Here is a 15,881-nt window from a genome sequence, read left to right as displayed (position 1 = left end):
CGGCGGCCCGGCGGCGGTGGGCCTCGTCGCCCTCGCCGCCCTGGATGAGCTTGCGCTGCTGGACGACGTCCTGGAGCCCGTACGCCATCCAGGCCCAGCAGTGGCGTCCGCTTGCTGTCTGCCCTTGTCGGCGTGGGAGAGCCCCGAGTCGGTGGAGGTGACTCGGGGCTCAACGCAGGGCCTGGGCGCGGTCAGGCTTTGGGCATCAGAACGGTGTCGACGATGTAGACGGTGGCGTTGGCGGTGGGGACGTTCCCGCAGACGACCTTCGAAGTGTCGTTGACGGTGTAGTTCTCGCCGGAGCCCTTGGTGGCGAGGGTGGACTTCTGGAGGGTGTCGAAGGTTCCGCTCTCCAGTTGCATGGGGGAGAGCTTCTCGCCGACGACGTGGTACGTCAGGATGCTGGTGAGCATCTCCTTGTCGGCCAGGACCTTGTCCAGGTCGGCCTTCGGGATCTTGGCGAAGGCGTCGTTGGTCGGCGCGAACACGGTGATGTTCTGGGCGTTGTTGAGGGTGTCGACGAGGCCGGCCTTCTTGACCGCGGTGACCAGGGTGGACAGGGCCGGGTTGTTGGAGGCGGCGGTGGCGACCGGGTCCTGGGCCATGCCGTCGAAGGAGCCCGCACCGTCCTTCGGGACGCCGGCACAGGCCGGACCGAACGGGCCGTCCGCGGGGGCGGCGCCGTCAGCCGCCGGGCTCGACTTCTCGTCGGCGGGGGCGGAGCTGCTCGCCTTGTCGGCTGCCTTGTCGGAGGAACTGTCGTCCCCGCCGCAGGCGGTGAGCGTGAGGGGCAGGACGGCGGCGGCGGTGACGGCGATGGCGGTGCGGCGGAAACGGAAGGCGTTCACGGACGTTCTCCTGTGTGCTCGGTCGGTTGCGCTGGGTGTCGGCAAGGGGTGTGGGTGAGGGATGGCTCGGGGGTGGTGAGCGCTGACGTCAGGTCAGGCGTCGGGGCGCGGAGACGACGGTCAACGCAGTCGATCGCGCAGTGCGCCGAGAGTGGTGCTCGCGCCGTGCCGGTGCCGCCGTGGTCGTCATGTCTGCTATTCGGGGCTGCCGCGACATCGGATTGGTCTGAGGGCGAGGAAGTTTGAGCCCAGGGCTCGGCCCCTTGGTCAGACTGCCGTCCGCCGGGCGGCGGACGGCAGTCTGAACGCCGTAGTCCGTGCGGGTGCAATGCGCGGGTCGACCAATCCGGCGCGCAGGCGGTGGCGAATGCCCCATGTGAGCGGCTGTTTGGAGGAAGCACCGCACACGCCGACGCATCCATCGGGATGGATGCGTCACCCGTTCCCCGCGGTGGAAGGCCCGTGGGGGACAGTTTGTCGCGGGGCGCACTCTCCTGGGCGCCCCGCGACGGACCTCCCCGCAAGCTGACGGCCGAGGCGGCGAGGGGACCAACCGGAGAGCGGGAGCGAGGAGAATCCGGCCCAGCCCCGGCCGATCGGCTCGCCGTCGGCGCCTCGGCGAGCTGAGCCCCTGGGATCACGGACGGGGCACGTGGCCTGAGGTCATGACGATGCGGCGCGTCCTTGCCCATGTGCGCCCAGAAGGAAGCCCCCGAGCTGGTGGATCACCCCGCCGAACAGCTTCCGGCGGCGGACACGGTCCCCGTCGAAGCGGCCCCAGGGACCGGTCGCAAAGCGCGACACCGCGTCGTGGGAGGCGCGAGAGCGATCGATATCGGTGACCGTAGCGCGCCCCGGCCGGGCTTCGCGTTCATCCCTGCTGCGCGCTCGCGTTGTCGAGCGTGGCGTAGACAACGAGGTTGTCCCGGTACTCTCGGCGGCTGCGGTCGTAGGTGCCCGAGCAGGTGATCAGGTGCAGGGCGGGCGGTCCGCTGGTCGCATAAACCTGATTGTCGGGGAAGGCGTCCTTCCCGTACTGGCGCAGCGCCTTGACGGTGAAGGTGGTGGTGGACCGGTCGTCCTGGACCATGGTGACTTCGTCGCCCGGATCGAGCGTGGAGAGCCCGTGAAAGGCTCCTGGGCCGGTGGCTGAGTCGACGTGGCCGACGACGACCGTCGCGCCGGGGCCACCTGGGCGGGGGCCGTCGCTCCACCAGCCTATGTTCTCGGGTTCGTCGGGGACTCCGAGGCGGCCGTCCTGCTGGACGCGCAGGCCGATCAGGGGCTGGTCGATTCCGATGGCGGGTATGCGGATGCGGACCGGTGGTGCGGGCGTCCGGTCGTCGGATGTCGTGGCTTGGCCGGATCCTGGGTGAACGGGGAGGCTGCCTCTGTCCATCCGTTCCGGTGCCTGCCCGGGGCTGGTGCTCAGAGTGGAGAAGCCGATGCAGGCCAGTGCTGCCCCAACGGCTATGGCGATCAATCCCGCGGTTCCCCGCCTGCCGGGTATTCGCCGTAGTCGCGGGCGGCGGGTGGCGGTGGCACGGGCCGGTCGCCCGACCCGCCGTCGGCGTGTCGGGCGACCGGGGAGGAACGGGCTGTTCATGCCTGGCCGGCGCCACGTCGTCGGCGCAGGGCCAGCACTCCGGCAATGGCCAGGAGTGCCCCGCCGCCCAGCGCGGTGACGGGCACGACGGGGAAGCCGTCGCCGGAGGCGAGGCCGCCGAGACCGGCACCGACACCGCCGTCGGGGTGGAGCGAGTCGGCCTCGTTGACGGCCGCGGTGTTGGGGAGCGCGACATAGGGGAAGGTGTCGCCGGGCTCGCGGTAGGGGGTGTCGACGGCGTCGCCGGCTGCCAGCGCGGGCACGATCTTGCCGGTCTGCGCGGCGCCTTCGAGCGCCTGGAGCTCGATGTCGACGACATCGTCGTTGAGCCGGCGGCCGTTGGGGAAGCCCGCCAGGTCCTCGCCCAGGACGCCGAGGCGGTTGGGCTTCGCGGCCGGAGGGACGGCCATGTTCAGGCGCAGCATTTCCGCGGGAACGACCGCCGACTTGTCGACATCCTGGTTGAGGCCCAGCGAGTTGAGGTCCGCCTTGATGGGGCCGCACTCCTTGCAGATCCCGGTGAGGAAGATCTCGACGAGGTCGTTGCGCGGCGCGGCGGGGGCGGGAACCTTGTAGATGCTCTCGATGAGCTTGGGGACCATGGGGTCCTTGACCTTGTCGACGACCGGGGTGACCGTGGCGTCCTTCTCCGGGCTCAGCGCGTTGAAGGCGTCTTTGAACTTCAGCGGCACAACGACTTCGTTGACGAGCGGGTTGCCGAGACGGGAGACCTGCCGCCACTCGCCCGAGTTTCCGTCCTTGGCAACTGCCTTGCCGTCGTCCGCCGCCTGTACGGAGGCGTCCTCGCTGCCCTTGCTGCCGGCGCCCGTGACGTCGGCTCCTCGGCGGTCGGTGGTGGACCACACGCCGATGACGGGGTTGCGCTTGGCGTCGCCCTTGAGCGCCAGCGTCGACTTGGGCACCTGAACGGCGAGGGTGTTGATGTTGTAGCCGGCCAGCGTGTTGTGGCCGGTCTCCGAGAGATCGCCCCCGTACAGGAGGTCGAAGATCCGCAGGTCCAGGAAGAACGGGTCGGACGCCTGGCCGGCGAAGGTCGTCCCGCCGCCCGGCAACGGAACCACGGCCTCCTTGCGAAGAGAGGCGTAGTCGGGCATCGACGCCTTGCCGACGTTCGAGGGCGCGACCGGGGAGTCCTTCAGGAGCGTCTTGGTGTTCCCGCTGCTGTCGGTGACCTTGAGGCTGTAGGTCTGCCGGAAGTTCAGGGTCTCGTCGTTCACCGACTTCACGACACCGGTGCTGTAGAGGAACTGGTCGGCATCGTCGCGGACGTGGTCGGTGAACTCCCACGTGTACGTCGTGTCCGGCTTGCCGTTGCCGTCGGCGTCGATCTTGATGTTGTAGCGGGCGTCCTCGGCGAACGGGTAGAAGTTCGGACCACCGTTGGGCTCCTGGAACGGGAGCCAGTTCGCCACCAGAGTGACGGTGTCGGGCTTGTCCGGGCTGGTGAAAGCGTAGACGTCGGTGTTGTCGGCCCTCGGGTCTCCGGCGATAAGCGGCGCCTCACGGTGGCTGGAGGCCGAGCTGGAGGCGGGGGCGAGGCCGGTGACCGCCGCGGCGGTCAGCAGGGCCAGTGCGCCGGTGGCGGCGAGGGTGCGCTCGGCCCGGCGGGAAGCGGGGCGTCGTCGAAGCATGCGGGGAGCGTGCATGGGTGTCCGTTTCCGGTGAGAGCCGCTCGCCCTCCGGAAAGTCCAGGCGCAGCGGCTGGGAGCTGTAGCTTCCAAGTGCCACATCTGGCCCGCAGGAGCTCGCCCCGATCGACGATGAGCACGCGGTTAAAGTCCCATAATGTGACGCTGGGCTGCCCTCAGGTCACCATGTGTGCCTTGCGCCCGCAACGACGGCTGAGCCGAACGGGGCCGCGCCCGGTTGAGCCCGGTCCGGACGGATGGAATCGCGGGCGGCGCTGGCTAGGCGTGCTGCACCTCTCCCGCGGTCGCGAGGGGCAGGGAGCGCAAGGCGTGCACGAGGTCGGGCCAGGCGGAGACATGTGCGGCAACGGCAGGATCGGTGCCTTCGAGAAACGCGAGATGACGGACGGCGTGCGCTACGACGTGGCCGATCTCCAGGTCCGGTGGAGACGGGTGGCCCGCCCTGGGGGAGCGGGTAATCTTGTGCGGTTCCGGGAGCGGGGTACCGGGCAGGTCCGGAGCAGGGTCCGGGTGGATGAGGTAGGTCAGGGCGATGCCGCCCTCGCGAGTGGCGCGCCAGCTGGTCGAGTGCACCATATGCATCTCGTCGTGTTCGCCGAGAAGCGCGAGCCCCCTCGTGGCACGGTCCGGGCTGACACCCCTGTCCAGCGGCATGGCAAGTCGGCGATAGGCGAAGCCCTCGATCGGACCGTGCCGCAGCAGCAACACTTCGACAGTGACAGGCGGCGCTTCGAGCGGGGCGAGCGGCATCGTGCACAGCTCCAACGTCGGCGGAGGGCCCGGAGGAGAGGAACTCCTGCACCGACCTTATTGCAAAGAGTACGCAAGTGCGCAATTCGACCTAATAGTCTCAATAGTGGTCTTTAGTCTCCGAGCGTGAGCCGGTCTGCTGGTCCTCGCTCTTTCCTTCCCACTGCCACGCACTTCCCGCAGCGGTGTCGTGCAGCTCGACGCCGCCTGCTGCCAGGGCTTCGCGTACCTCGTCCGCCAGGTCGTAGGCGCCATCCGCACGCAGCCTCGTGCGCAGGCCGAGCAGCGGAACCAGGATCCGCCCCAGGGTGTGCTCCGGCTCGCTCAGACCGCGGCCGGCGGCCCGTGCCAGACGGCGGATCATCCCGTGCAGGACCGTACGGGCCCACTCCCCGCCCTGGTCCTCCTCCATGTCGGCGCTCCACGCCGCGATCACGGACTCCAGCTCCACCACCGTCTCGGCCATGGTCGCGGCATCCCGCGCCTCCTGGGCGGAGTCGAACGCCAACTCCGCTGCCGCGACGGCCTCCTGGAGTGTCGCCGCACCGCCACTTCTGGCCGCGGCAGCATCGGACGCGGTATCGGCAGCGTCATCGGCCGGACGGCGAGGCAACGGGACCGCCGCGGACTCCGCTCCTGTCACCAGGCCACGCAGTCGCTCCAGGGGCAGCGTGGTACCTCCGGGCACCGGAATGCTGGATCCCCGGCGCCGGATCGTCATCACACCCCGCCCCCACACACGTACAGACGATGTACCGAGATCGAGGATGACCGCAGTGTGCTCGTCGATGCCGAGGACGGCGCTCTCGTCGGGGAGTTCGTACTCCAGGGCGGCGAGGCGGGGTTCACCCAGGTAGCAGAAGCGGGTGTCGTGCGTGCCGCCCTCGGCGTTGTCGTAGTGCGGGATCACCGCGACCGGAAGGCCCAGTGCCCCGAGCATATCCAGCCCGGTGAGCCATGCGGGCGGATGCCCGGCCTTGTACACCTCGTAGACCGGCAGCGCCGCAAACCCCACGGTGCACGCCGCCGCGGAGGCCATCACCGTCACGCCGTACCCGCGCGCCACCCGCTCGCGCAGAATCTCCCCCAGACGCAGTGCGTGCCAACGGCCCAGTGCGTACGACGGGCTGCCGGGCCCCGAGAACACCCAGTCCGCCCTGCGCACCAGGTCACGTACCTTGTCCACGTCGCCACTGCCCGGCGCACCGATCGAAGGGCCATCTGCCTGCATGTCCGGAGCGACCACTGTCGCGAGGCCCACGGAGCGTCGGAAGTATTCGCGGGCACGGGCGGAAATGTCGTCGCGGTTGACCTGAAATCCGTACGGCGTCTCCAGGATCACCGCATCGGCGTCACCGCCCAGGTGGGCAACGAGCTCCCGGTGCAATGTGACCATGGTCGGGCTGGTCTCGCCGGAGCCCATCAGTACCAGAAGTCCGTCTCCAGCGTTCACACCCACCCCGCCGCCTCCGCTCAGGGGGAGCGGACCTCCTATGCGTACCCGGAGCGCAACCGCCCCATGCCGCCGCCCGGTTCACGGAAGGTCGGTGATCGCTGTGCCCGAGGAGGGCGCCTCCTGGACTTGCTGCAGATGCGTCGTGCGGGCGCTCCTCGCGCCCGTATGGGAGGCCGGCCCCCTCGGTGCGTGGTGTATCCCCGCAGGGGGGTCGGCGGGAGCTAGTGCCGTATCAGCCAACGTTCGCCCTGTAGTGCCTCAGATCGCGGATGACACATGTCTCGGCGAACGCGACGTCTGAAATGCGCCAGCATGCTCGCGGTCGGTCGGGCGAGAATCCGCTCATGATCGCTGAAGCGCAGGGAATCCGCATCCGGCACCGCGGGTATGAACCGCAGGTCCATCCCACCGCCTACGTTGCCCCGACGGCCACGCTCGTTGGTGATGTCCGCGTGGGGCCGAGGGCGCGGGTGATGTACGGTGCGGTGCTCGATGCCGAGGGGTCTCGGATCGAGGTCGGGGAGGCGGCGGTGATCTGCGAGAACGCAGTGTTGCGCGGGTCTGCGGTCGCCGGCGATCAGCCGGTGCTTGTCGACGATCACGTCTTCGTGGGGCCGCATGCCACGCTGCTGGGCTGTGAAGTCGGCAGGTGCGTCTATGTGGCGACCGCGGCGACGGTCCTGCAGTGCGCACGGTTGGGGGCCGGCTCGGTTGTCGCTGTCGGCGCGCTCGTCCATGCGCGCACCGTTTTGCCGGACGAGTACTTCGTGCCGCCGCACACCGTGGCGCTTGACGCGCCGGTGCGGCTGCTGGCGCCTGGCGATCCGGGCCTGGCCGAGGCCGTCAGGCGGGTGGGCTTCGCGCAGGTGGCGTTCGGCGTCGACGCGGAGTGGACCGACCGGATCAGCCGGTACGAGCACATCGCGGAGGTGCGCGTCGCCGAGTTCGGCACGCACGCGGACGATGAGGTTCTGAATCTCGGCTAGCGCCGCATCAGCGGCCCTTGTGCCGTGGTGAGGTGACGCGCCGTCCGGATTCCACTTTGGCGGCGCGCGTCCGGCAAGCTGTGCCGGTGTGGCAGAGCGCGTGCGGGTCCGTGAGATCGATGACGACGAGGGCAGGCGGCTGCTGCGGATCATCCGTAGGGGCACCGGGTCGGTGGTGACCTGGCGCCGGGCTCAGATGGTGCTGTTATCCGCGCAGAGCATGCCCGTGGCGAAGATCTCCGAGGTGACGTTCAACAGCGCGGACCGGGTCCGGGATGTGATCCACAACTTCAACGCTGACGGCTTCGACTCGCTCTATCCGAAGTACGCGGGCGGGCGACCGAGGACCTTCACCCTGACCGAGCGCCGGGAGATCAAGAAGATCGCCAAGTCCAAGCCGGCCGAGCACGGCCTGCCGTTCTCGACCTGGAGCCTGGCCAAGCTGGCCGACTTCCTGGTCGCCGAGGGGGTGGTCGACGACATCAGCCACGAGGGCCTGCGGGCCCTGCTCCGCGAGGAGGGCGTCTCGTTTCAACGCATAAAGACCTGGAAGACCTCCCGCGATCCGGACTACGCCGCCAAGAAGGCCCCCGTCGAGCACTTGTACGCCATCGCCGACGGCGAGGTCATACCCGAGGACGGCGAGCCGGAGATGGTGTTCTGTCTGGATGAATTCGGCCCGCTGAACCCGCAGCCGCACCCGGGTCGGCAGTGGGCCGAATTCGGCGGCAGGCACAGAGACCCCGACCGTGAACCACGCCGCAGGCGGCGGGCAACCTACAACCGCCCACACGGAGTGCGGCACCTGTTCGCCGCCTACGACCTGGCCAAGGACAAGCTCTACGGCCACATCAAGAAGACCAAGAACCGATCGAAGTTCCTGGAATTCTGCCGCTACCTGCGCACCCTCTACCCGCCGACAGTCCGCCTGGCGATCGTGTGTGACAACTACTCCCCGCACCTGACCACCAAGCGGTGCCGCCGGGTGGCGGACTGGGCAGAGGCCAACAACGTCGAGATCGCCTACACCCCGACCAACTCCTCGTGGCTGAACCGCATCGAGGCCCAGTTCACCGCCCTGCGCTACTTCACCCTCGACGGCACCGACCACGCCAGCCACAAAGAGCAGGGCAGCACGATCCGCCGCTACATCGTCTGGCGAAACCGCCACGCCGACGACCGGCGCCTACGCGCCGTCGTCGACAGGGCAAACGTTGCCTGATGCGGCGCTAGCCGCTCCCTGTCGCTGCCCGCAGGGTCAGTCCGAGGCCGACGGCGACGACGAGGAGCGAGGTGATGACAGGTCCGGTCCGTGCCAGCTTTCGGAGCAGGGGGTTGTGGCGGAGGGCCCGGGTCCGGTCATGGCTCTCGATGCGTTCGCGCAGGCGTACGAGGAGGAGTCCGGCGAGGGTGAGGGTGGCGGCCATGCCGAGTCCGTAGCCGATGACGAGGAGGACGCCGAAGGCGGTGCGTCCCAGGGCGACGGCGCCGAGGAGCACGACGAGGGCGGAGGGGCTGGGGACCAGGCCGCCGGCGATGCCCATGCCGATGAGGCCGGAGCGGCTCGTGCGCCGGGCGTTTCGGGGCGCCGTTGACGTGTCGGCCGGGTGGTGCTCGTGGTCCGGCGGGGCGAGTGTCGCGACCGCGGGGGTCGCCTGGAGTTCCCCGGCCGGCGCGCTGTCGGGTGCGGAGGCCGGGGTGACGGGCGCGTGGTGGTGACGGCTGTCGGTCCCGTGGTCGTGATCATGATGGTGGCCGTGGCCGTGGCCGTGGTGGTGGTGGTCGACGTGGGTGTGGCTGTGGTTCGGTCCGTGGTGATGGTGGTTGTGTTGCGGCCTGCCCCGGACGGCTCCCGTGAGGAGCCAAAGACCAATGCCGGTGACGAGGAGACCACTGGCGGCTCCGAGCCACATCAGGACGGTCTCTCCGGCCAGGTGGGTGGAGACGGGCAGGGCGAGTCCGAGGACGAGGACGCCGGCGGTGTGCGTCAGGGTGACGGTGGCTCCGACGGTGAGGGCGTCCCGTCTGGTGCCGCGGCGGCCTGCGAGGTAGGCGGCCATGATGGTCTTGCCGTGGCCGGGCATCGCCGCGTGGGAGGCCCCGAGGACCAGCGCCAGGAACAAGGCCAGGAGTCCTACGGGAAGAGTGATCTCGCGAGCGCCGACAAGCGAGTCGAAGGCCCCGGTGACCTTCGCGAACACCCCGCTGATCGCGCTCGCGCCGGGGAGGTCCGCCACCACGGCCGGGACGCCGCCCGCGCCCTGCCCGGGTTCGCTGCGCAGCGCTGCTGTGCGCTGGTCGAGCGGGGAGGCGAGGGGGTCCTGCGGGTACTGGCGCAGTTCGCGGGTAGCGGAGGCCGCCGGTACGTCGGTGCGGGTGATCCTGATGCCCTGGCCGGTGGCGGTCATCTCGTGCCAGCCGATGCGGGTGGTGTCGTAGTCCGTCTCGGCTCGGATGTCGGTGGGCTCGCCGAGAGCGGCCTGGGTGGTGAGCTCGCAGGTGAGGCGGCTGGTCTTCAGACCCGCTTCCCCGTTCTCGTACACCAGGGTGGCCGAGGAGTGCTTCCAGTCCACTCGCTTACCGCCCACGTTCAGGTGGAGCCTAGCCCTCAGACCGGAGCAGGCTTCCTCGGCGTAGGCGCGCGACTCACTGTCGCTGACGGTGTCGTCGTGGTCGGAGTCGACGACGGGACGTTCCTGAAGCGCCGCGATCTCTGCTCGGTCGACGATGATCCGGGTGTCGATCCGGTCGGGCCGAAGGACGAGCCCCGTGTGGTAGTTGACGCTGAAGTTGCCCAAAGGGTGGGCGGCAGCTGCGGGGGCTACTGCCGCGCTCGCGACGGCGGCGAGTGCGGTGGCGGTCAGCATGGTGATGGCTCGGCGCAGGGTGTGGTTCATGGCGTGGTGTCGATTCGCTGGAGCAGGTCACGGGCGTCGTCGGCGTGCAGGGGGTGGAAGGCAGGCTCACGAAGTGCTTCGGTCAGGTCGCGGCGGGCTGCGTCGGGATCGCCCAGTGCGCGATGGACGACTGCCCGGTGGTAGCGGAACAGCGCGCTGCGCATCCCCGTAGCCAGGGCCTTGTCGGCCTGGACGAGTGCTTCAGTGTCCCGGCCGGCCAAGTGCAGGGCCCAGGCGTACGCGTCGTGGACGGCGACGAAGGGGCGGGTGCGCAGGGTCTGTTCGGCCAGGGTGACGGCTCTTCTCGGGTTGCCGTGATCGGCTTCAAAGAGGATCGCGTCGGTGTCCGCCGGGTCGCCGGCGGCTTCCCGGATGCGGTCCTGGGCGCGTAGGAGGGCGTAACTCTCTTCGGCCTGTTTGTCGTTCCCCAGGGACTGTTCGAGTTCGCCCAGGCCCAGCAGGTGGTGCGGCAGGGGCGCGATGGCGACGGCCGCCCGGTAGTCGGCGAGGGCTTTGGTGGTGTTGCCCAGGGCCGTGTGGGCGCGGGCCCGGGTCTCCAGGAGCGCCGCATCGTCCGGGGCGGCCCTGAGCCCGGTCTGTGTCCGGGCCAGGGCGGCTCGCGCGTCGGCGTCCTGGAGGTCCAGGGTAGCCAGGACGTTGTGGGCGAACGAGGTGTCGGCCCGCGTCGCCGCTGCCGCCAGGGACCTGTGCATGAGGGCGCGGGCCCGGTCGGTGTCCCCCTTCAGCTCGAAGGCGTAGGAGGCGCGGGCCAGGGAAGCGGCGTCCGGGCGCAGGTCCGTCATCTTCTGGACGGCCTCGTCGGCTTCCTCGTAGCGGCCCAACTGGGTGTACGCGTCGGCCAGGACGCCGTAGGCGGAGGAGCTGTACGGGCCACTGGCAGTGGCCTTGCGCGCCCAGCGCAACGCGGCGGGGAAGTCGTGGCGCGCCGCGGCCAGGGCCCCCATACCAATCTCGGCGTCCGTGTTGCCCTCGGCCTGCACCGTGAACGAGGTACGCAGCGCCTTCTCGGCCCGGTCGTAGGTGGCCGGGTCGGCGGTGGAACGGGCCTGCTGGACGTAAGCCATGCCCAGGGCGGCCCAGCCCCCCGGATCCTTCGGCAGGCGGGTCACCCGGGCCTGGAGAGCCTCGATCGACCCACGTGGTGGAGAAGCCCCCGGCCAGCCTTGGTCCGACGGACGGGAAACGGTGGTCTGGTCGGGCGCCAGCATGACCGCTCCGGCGGCGAACATCGCCGCGCCCAGGGCCAGGGTGACCACGATGTTCCGCAGCCGCCTGCCGCCGTGTGAGGGGGGTGGCGGCTGGTGCGGGGGTTCGGTGTGGTCCGGGTGCACGGAATTTTCTCCCGAATGTTCGATGCTGCTGGAGTCGCGGCGCCCGGGCCGGGGCGGTGATCTTCGGCCCGGCCCGGGCACCGCTTCAGATGTCCGTCGGGTGCCGGTTCAGCTGTCCTTGCCGCGGCGGCGGAGGCGGAAGCCGCCGACGCCGAGGAGGAGCGCGCCGGCCCCGGCGAGCGCCGCCGCGTGGGTGGGCTCCATGGCCTGGCTCGCCGCGGTGTTCTCCGTCGAGGTCTGCTCGGCGTTGCGGCCGGCCGCGCCGGGGCCGCGGTTCACGTTCTTGGTGTGCGGCAGCGCGACGTACGGGAACGAGGTGCCGAACGGGACCTCGTTCGTGTCGACCTTGTCGCCGTCCGCGAGCGCGGGAACGAGAACACCGGTCTGGGCGGCGCCCTCGACGGCCTGGAGCGAGATGTCGATGACGTCGTCGGCGAGGCGGCGCCCGTTCGGGAAGCCGGCCAGGTCGCCCGCGAGCACTCCGAGGCGCTGGGGCCTCGCGGTGGGCGGCACCGCCATGTTCAGGCGCAGCTCCTCCGCCGGGACGATCTTCTTGAGCGGCGCGTCCTTGTTGAGGCGGTGTGCGTTCAGGTCGGCCTTGATAGGACCGCAGGCCTTGCAGATACCGGTCAGGTAGATCTCGGCGAGGTCGTTGCGGGGGGTCTTGGGGGCCGGAACCCCGTAGACCTGTTGGATGAGCTTGGGCAGGATCGGGTCGTACACCTTGTCCACGACGGGCTGGACGGTGCGGTCCTGGCTGGGGTTGAGGGTGTTGAAGGCGTCCTTAAACTTCAGCGGTACGACGACCTCGTTGACCAGCGGGTTCCCGAGGCGGGAGACCTGCTTCCACTGCTTCGTGGCGCCCTTGTCCCGGGAGTCGTTGAGGGTGACGCCGCCGCGCTCGGTGGTCGACCACACGCCGATGACCGGGTTGCGGGAGGCGTTGCCCCTGAGGGCGAGCTGCTTCTTGGGGACCTGGATCGCGATGGTGTTGACGTTGTAGCCGGCCAGGGTGTCCTGACCCCGCTCGCTGAGGTCGCCGCCGTAGAGGAGGTCGAAGACGCGGAGGTCGGCGAAGAACGGGTCCTCGGCCTGGCCCGTGTACGTCTTGCCGCCGCCCGGCAGACCGAGGGTCGCCTGCTTGCGCAGTGCCGCGTAGTCGGGCATCGACGCCTTGCCGGTGCGGGACGGGGCGGCCGGCACGCCCGACAGGAGGGTCCGGCTCTTTCCTCCGGTGGTGACGACGAGGTCGTAGACCTGGCGGAAGTTCAGGTCCGGGTCGTTCAGTGAGGTGACCTGGCCGGTGTTGTAGAGGAACTGGTTCGCGTCGTCGCGGTAGCTGCCGCGGAAGCGCCAGCTGTACGTGACGTCGGCGGACCCGTCACCGTTGTTGTCGACCTTGATGTTGTAGCGCAGGTCGTCGCCGAAGGCGTAGAAGTTCGGCCCGCCGTTGGGCTCCTCCATCGGGATCCAGTTAGCCACCATCGTGACGGTGTCGGCCTTGTCAGGGCTGGTGAACGCGTACACGTCGGTGTTGTCCGCCCGCGGATCACCGGCGATCAGGGGCGCCTCGCGGTGGCTGGAGGCCGCGCTGAGGCCCGGGGCGAGGCTCATCGCTCCGAGTCCTGCGGCCAGGGTGGTGGCACCGAGCACGAGCAGGGACCGGTCCAGGACGCGACGCGAACGGGGCCTGGACTGTGAAACCTTCACGGCATTCCTTCTGTCTGCTGCCCCCTGCCTAGCATGCGTCGGGGCATGCGAAAGCGAGGGGTGGGCTGATGGGGATGGCGTTCGGTGCCGCGACGGGAGGTTGCGCACCGAGCGGTCTGGCAGGAAAGGACCGAACGACGGGGCGGCTCGAAACGCGGGCCCGCCGGCACCCAAAGACTGCGCAGCCGTAGACAAGCACGCCGAAACCCCGGCCCGCACGCATCCCGAATGGATTCCCTGGTCGGGCACGCGGTCCGCGAAGGGTGAACAGGCCGGTGGGAGCGGCAATTCAGCCAAGCGAACAGTCCAGGAAAATTGGCGACGACACAGTCGCCGACCACTGGGCCGAAAGTGGCACGCCCGCCTTATTGCAAGCTGCTCGCAATAAGGCGGGAGAGGGAATTCACCCTTCCGGCGCACCGAGCTCATCGGGAAGACGCCCGCCGCAGAGACTTCCGGCTACGGCGTGTCGCTACCAGCTTGGACTTCTACCGAGATCAGCCACTCCCCCGAACGTCCTTCGCGCTGCTTGTGGAGGGCAGGGACCGCTGAAGTTCGGAGGGGGCGCGAGGTCGGAGTGCGTTGGTCATACAGGGGCCGCACCACCCGCGTTTTGCCTGTTCAGGGCGAGTATATGAAACGACGACCGGGGCCGCCACCGCTGGGGACATCAACGCTCTCATCGATACAATGACCACCGCCTTCGCCTGCGACCCGCTGTGGGGCCCGGCTTTCCCCGACCAACCACGGCGCCCCGTGCTGGCGGCACCATGTGGCGCCTGTACGTCACCTCCGCACAGCGCAACCCATAAACGCCGGTGACGCCGGGCTTGGAAGCCGCGGCCATATGGATTCCGCGGGGCGCCACCGAACTCACCCGGCAGGAGGAAACCGGGTCGGCCCGGAGGAACTGCTGGCGCAGGCCGCCGACGCAGACGTGGCCGAGGCGATTTTAGCGATCTACGACCAGATGGAGGCCACCCACTCCGCCGAGCCGCCCTTCTACCTAACCCTCCTCGGCGTCCACGAGGGTCACCGTGGCAAGGGACTGGGCATGGGCCTGCGGGCCGAGAGCCTCGCCCGCCTCGACGCACTCGGCGCCTTCGCCTATCTGGAATCGTCCAATCCCGCGAACATCGCACGCTACGGGAAGAGAGGCTTCATCCCCCTCGACACCACCACCATCGCCACCGGACATGTCGTCACTACGATGCGGGCGGCCGGCCGCGCGGTGACGACGCTGTGGTCGCAAGCCCTGACCGCGCTCTGGGCGGCCGAGCAGCCAACGCCGAGGGCCCCCAGCCAGGGCCATGATCAATCCAGCGCTACTTCCCACCGCAACTAGCAGAGCCGGGACCGTCGCCGTGCTCCTACTTCACGCGCGGCGAGAGGTTCCTTCAGTCCGGATACCTGTTCCTTGAGGGCTGGCAGCACTCGAGGCGGTTCCTCTGCTGGTGGTTGGTATTCATGAAGCTGGGTGGCGCCGCACGATGCTTCGTCAGCGGATCGGGGGCAGTGCCTTGTCGGGATGGGCGGTGTGGACGTAGCGGACAGCGGTTCCGGGATGGATGCCGAACAGGTGCACCAGATGCACGGGGTCGGCGGTCTGCCGGGCCTCGTCCAGCACGCGGTCGCTCCACATCTGGCGCGGGGTGATACCGGTGCGGTCGAACGCGCGGCGCAGTGCGCAGTAGCTGACGGGCGGAAGGGCGGGGTGGTGCGCCGAGTGCGTCGTCACCAGCAGGTACGGGTTGGGGGATGCGGGCCACTGGTCGTGCCGTTGCAGGAGCCAGTCGTCCAGGAGCCGGCGGGTCAGCGAGTCGAGGTAGACCGTGTGCGGCTGGCCGCGCAGGTCGACTTTGAGGGTCCCGCGGGCAAGATCGAGGGCGGTCAGGGGCAGTTGAGCGACATCGGTGACCTTGATGGCGTGGACGGCGACCAAGCCGACGGCCAGACGTCCCATCGCACTGTCGACCAGGTCCAGCAGGCCGCGCAGCCGGTCGTTGGGCAGTGGTTCGGGGAGCCGTATGGGGGTGGTGAGGGAGAGCCCTGCGAGCGGGTTGGTGAAGACGGTGCGTTCCTGCTTAAGGGCGCGGAAGACGCTGAGCAGAACGTGGTGGACGCCGCGGGCCTGGTGTCCCTGACGGTCACCGAGGGCGGAGGTCACGTGCGCGGTGGTGATCTCCCGCAGGTCCAGTCCCTCCTTGCTCCAGAGCGCCAGGACGGGGAGAACGACGTGATGGTCGCGTCGGATGCGTGTGTAGTCGGCGGGCGGATGGGGGCGGCGGCCCTCTCCGCGGCGGACGGCGACCCAGGTCCGCATCTGATCAGCCATGACGTCGGAAAGCTCTCGGAGCTTGGCTTCGACAGCCTGCCGGTGCCAGGCGTCTGTGCGGGCGCTGTCCAGCCGTGCCAGTGACGGGTTGGGGGGCGAGATGCGGTCGTGGTCGGGGGTGAGCAGAGCGCGCCCATGCAGGAAGAACACGATCCGGTGCAGGGAGACATTCGGATGGCGTTGTCACGTTGACTGACCGGCCTGGGATGATCTTGGAGTTGGTCGTGCTGGGGAAGGATTCGTTCGTGTCGTCCGCGTCGCCGTCGTACAA

The 15,881-nt window shown here is 69.4% G+C and carries 12 protein-coding genes; 3 read left to right on the top strand and 9 right to left on the bottom strand.

All coding sequences use genetic code 11. The annotated features are described in order from the left end of the window. Window positions 1-191: 191 nt before the first annotated feature. From ABZ154_RS33170 to ABZ154_RS33150, 5 genes are all read right to left on the bottom strand, one after another. The gene (locus tag ABZ154_RS33170) at window positions 192-848 is read right to left on the bottom strand and encodes a fasciclin domain-containing protein (RefSeq protein WP_356838070.1); all 657 of its coding nucleotides are present in this window, start codon (window positions 846-848) and stop codon (window positions 192-194) included. Window positions 849-1,719: 871 nt separating this feature from the next. Beyond that, a complete protein-coding gene (locus ABZ154_RS33165; protein WP_356838069.1) occupies window positions 1,720-2,247 on the bottom strand; it encodes a class F sortase in 528 nt (175 codons plus the stop codon). Between the two features lie 203 nt (window positions 2,248-2,450). Further along, on the bottom strand, window positions 2,451-4,106 hold the full coding sequence (locus tag ABZ154_RS33160; protein WP_356838068.1) for a DUF4331 domain-containing protein: 1,656 nt from the start codon (window positions 4,104-4,106) through the stop codon (window positions 2,451-2,453). Between the two features lie 276 nt (window positions 4,107-4,382). Continuing rightward, window positions 4,383-4,874, bottom strand: coding sequence for a hypothetical protein (locus ABZ154_RS33155; RefSeq protein ID WP_356838067.1), 492 nt, complete (start codon window positions 4,872-4,874; stop codon window positions 4,383-4,385). Window positions 4,875-4,974: 100 nt separating this feature from the next. Continuing rightward, the gene (locus tag ABZ154_RS33150) at window positions 4,975-6,327 is read right to left on the bottom strand and encodes a hypothetical protein (protein ID WP_356838066.1); all 1,353 of its coding nucleotides are present in this window, start codon (window positions 6,325-6,327) and stop codon (window positions 4,975-4,977) included. A gap of 347 nt (window positions 6,328-6,674) precedes the next feature. On the opposite strand from ABZ154_RS33150, the gene ABZ154_RS33145 reads away from it, so the two are divergent. Together ABZ154_RS33145 and ABZ154_RS33140 are read left to right on the top strand one after the other, a co-directional pair. Next, complete coding sequence (locus tag ABZ154_RS33145; protein WP_344494161.1) at window positions 6,675-7,316, top strand: acyltransferase; 642 nt, start codon at window positions 6,675-6,677, stop codon at window positions 7,314-7,316. An 88-nt stretch (window positions 7,317-7,404) separates the two neighbouring features. Continuing rightward, on the top strand, window positions 7,405-8,538 hold the full coding sequence (locus tag ABZ154_RS33140) for an IS630 family transposase (RefSeq protein WP_356838065.1): 1,134 nt from the start codon (window positions 7,405-7,407) through the stop codon (window positions 8,536-8,538). A gap of 7 nt (window positions 8,539-8,545) precedes the next feature. On the opposite strand, the gene ABZ154_RS33135 is transcribed toward ABZ154_RS33140, so the two are convergent. The 3 genes from ABZ154_RS33135 to ABZ154_RS33125 form a co-directional block, all read right to left on the bottom strand. Further along, complete coding sequence (locus tag ABZ154_RS33135) at window positions 8,546-10,213, bottom strand: nickel transporter (protein ID WP_356838064.1); 1,668 nt, start codon at window positions 10,211-10,213, stop codon at window positions 8,546-8,548. Continuing rightward, window positions 10,210-11,565, bottom strand: coding sequence for a tetratricopeptide repeat protein (locus ABZ154_RS33130; RefSeq protein WP_356838063.1), 1,356 nt, complete (start codon window positions 11,563-11,565; stop codon window positions 10,210-10,212). Before ABZ154_RS33130 ends, ABZ154_RS33135 begins: the two co-directional genes overlap by 4 nt. 108 nt (window positions 11,566-11,673) lie before the next feature. Continuing rightward, the gene (locus tag ABZ154_RS33125; RefSeq protein WP_356838062.1) at window positions 11,674-13,275 is read right to left on the bottom strand and encodes a DUF4331 domain-containing protein; all 1,602 of its coding nucleotides are present in this window, start codon (window positions 13,273-13,275) and stop codon (window positions 11,674-11,676) included. Between the two features lie 847 nt (window positions 13,276-14,122). Between ABZ154_RS33125 and ABZ154_RS33120 the strand changes: the two genes are divergently transcribed. Then, entirely contained in the window at window positions 14,123-14,620 is a 498-nt protein-coding gene (locus tag ABZ154_RS33120) for a GNAT family N-acetyltransferase (protein WP_356838061.1), read from the top strand. A gap of 153 nt (window positions 14,621-14,773) precedes the next feature. Here the strand turns inward: ABZ154_RS33120 and ABZ154_RS33115 are convergent, their stop codons facing one another. After that, entirely contained in the window at window positions 14,774-15,760 is a 987-nt protein-coding gene (locus ABZ154_RS33115) for a hypothetical protein (protein WP_356838060.1), read from the bottom strand. Window positions 15,761-15,881 lie beyond the last annotated feature (121 nt).

It is taken from the genome of Streptomyces sp. NPDC006261 (genome assembly GCF_040613515.1).
GTDB lineage: Bacteria > Actinomycetota > Actinomycetes > Streptomycetales > Streptomycetaceae > Streptomyces.
This window is presented reverse-complemented; position numbering and strand designations above follow the sequence as displayed.

Coding starts and splice junctions, on each gene's coding strand:
- ABZ154_RS33165 (WP_356838069.1), bottom strand. CDS start 2,247: ATGGACAGAGGCAGCCTCCCCGTTCACCCAGGATCCGGCCAAGCCACG.
- ABZ154_RS33160 (WP_356838068.1), bottom strand. CDS start 4,106: ATGCTTCGACGACGCCCCGCTTCCCGCCGGGCCGAGCGCACCCTCGCC.
- ABZ154_RS33155 (WP_356838067.1), bottom strand. CDS start 4,874: ATGCCGCTCGCCCCGCTCGAAGCGCCGCCTGTCACTGTCGAAGTGTTG.
- ABZ154_RS33145 (WP_344494161.1), top strand. CDS start 6,675: ATGATCGCTGAAGCGCAGGGAATCCGCATCCGGCACCGCGGGTATGAA.
- ABZ154_RS33135 (WP_356838064.1), bottom strand. CDS start 10,213: ATGAACCACACCCTGCGCCGAGCCATCACCATGCTGACCGCCACCGCA.
- ABZ154_RS33120 (WP_356838061.1), top strand. CDS start 14,123: ATGGATTCCGCGGGGCGCCACCGAACTCACCCGGCAGGAGGAAACCGG.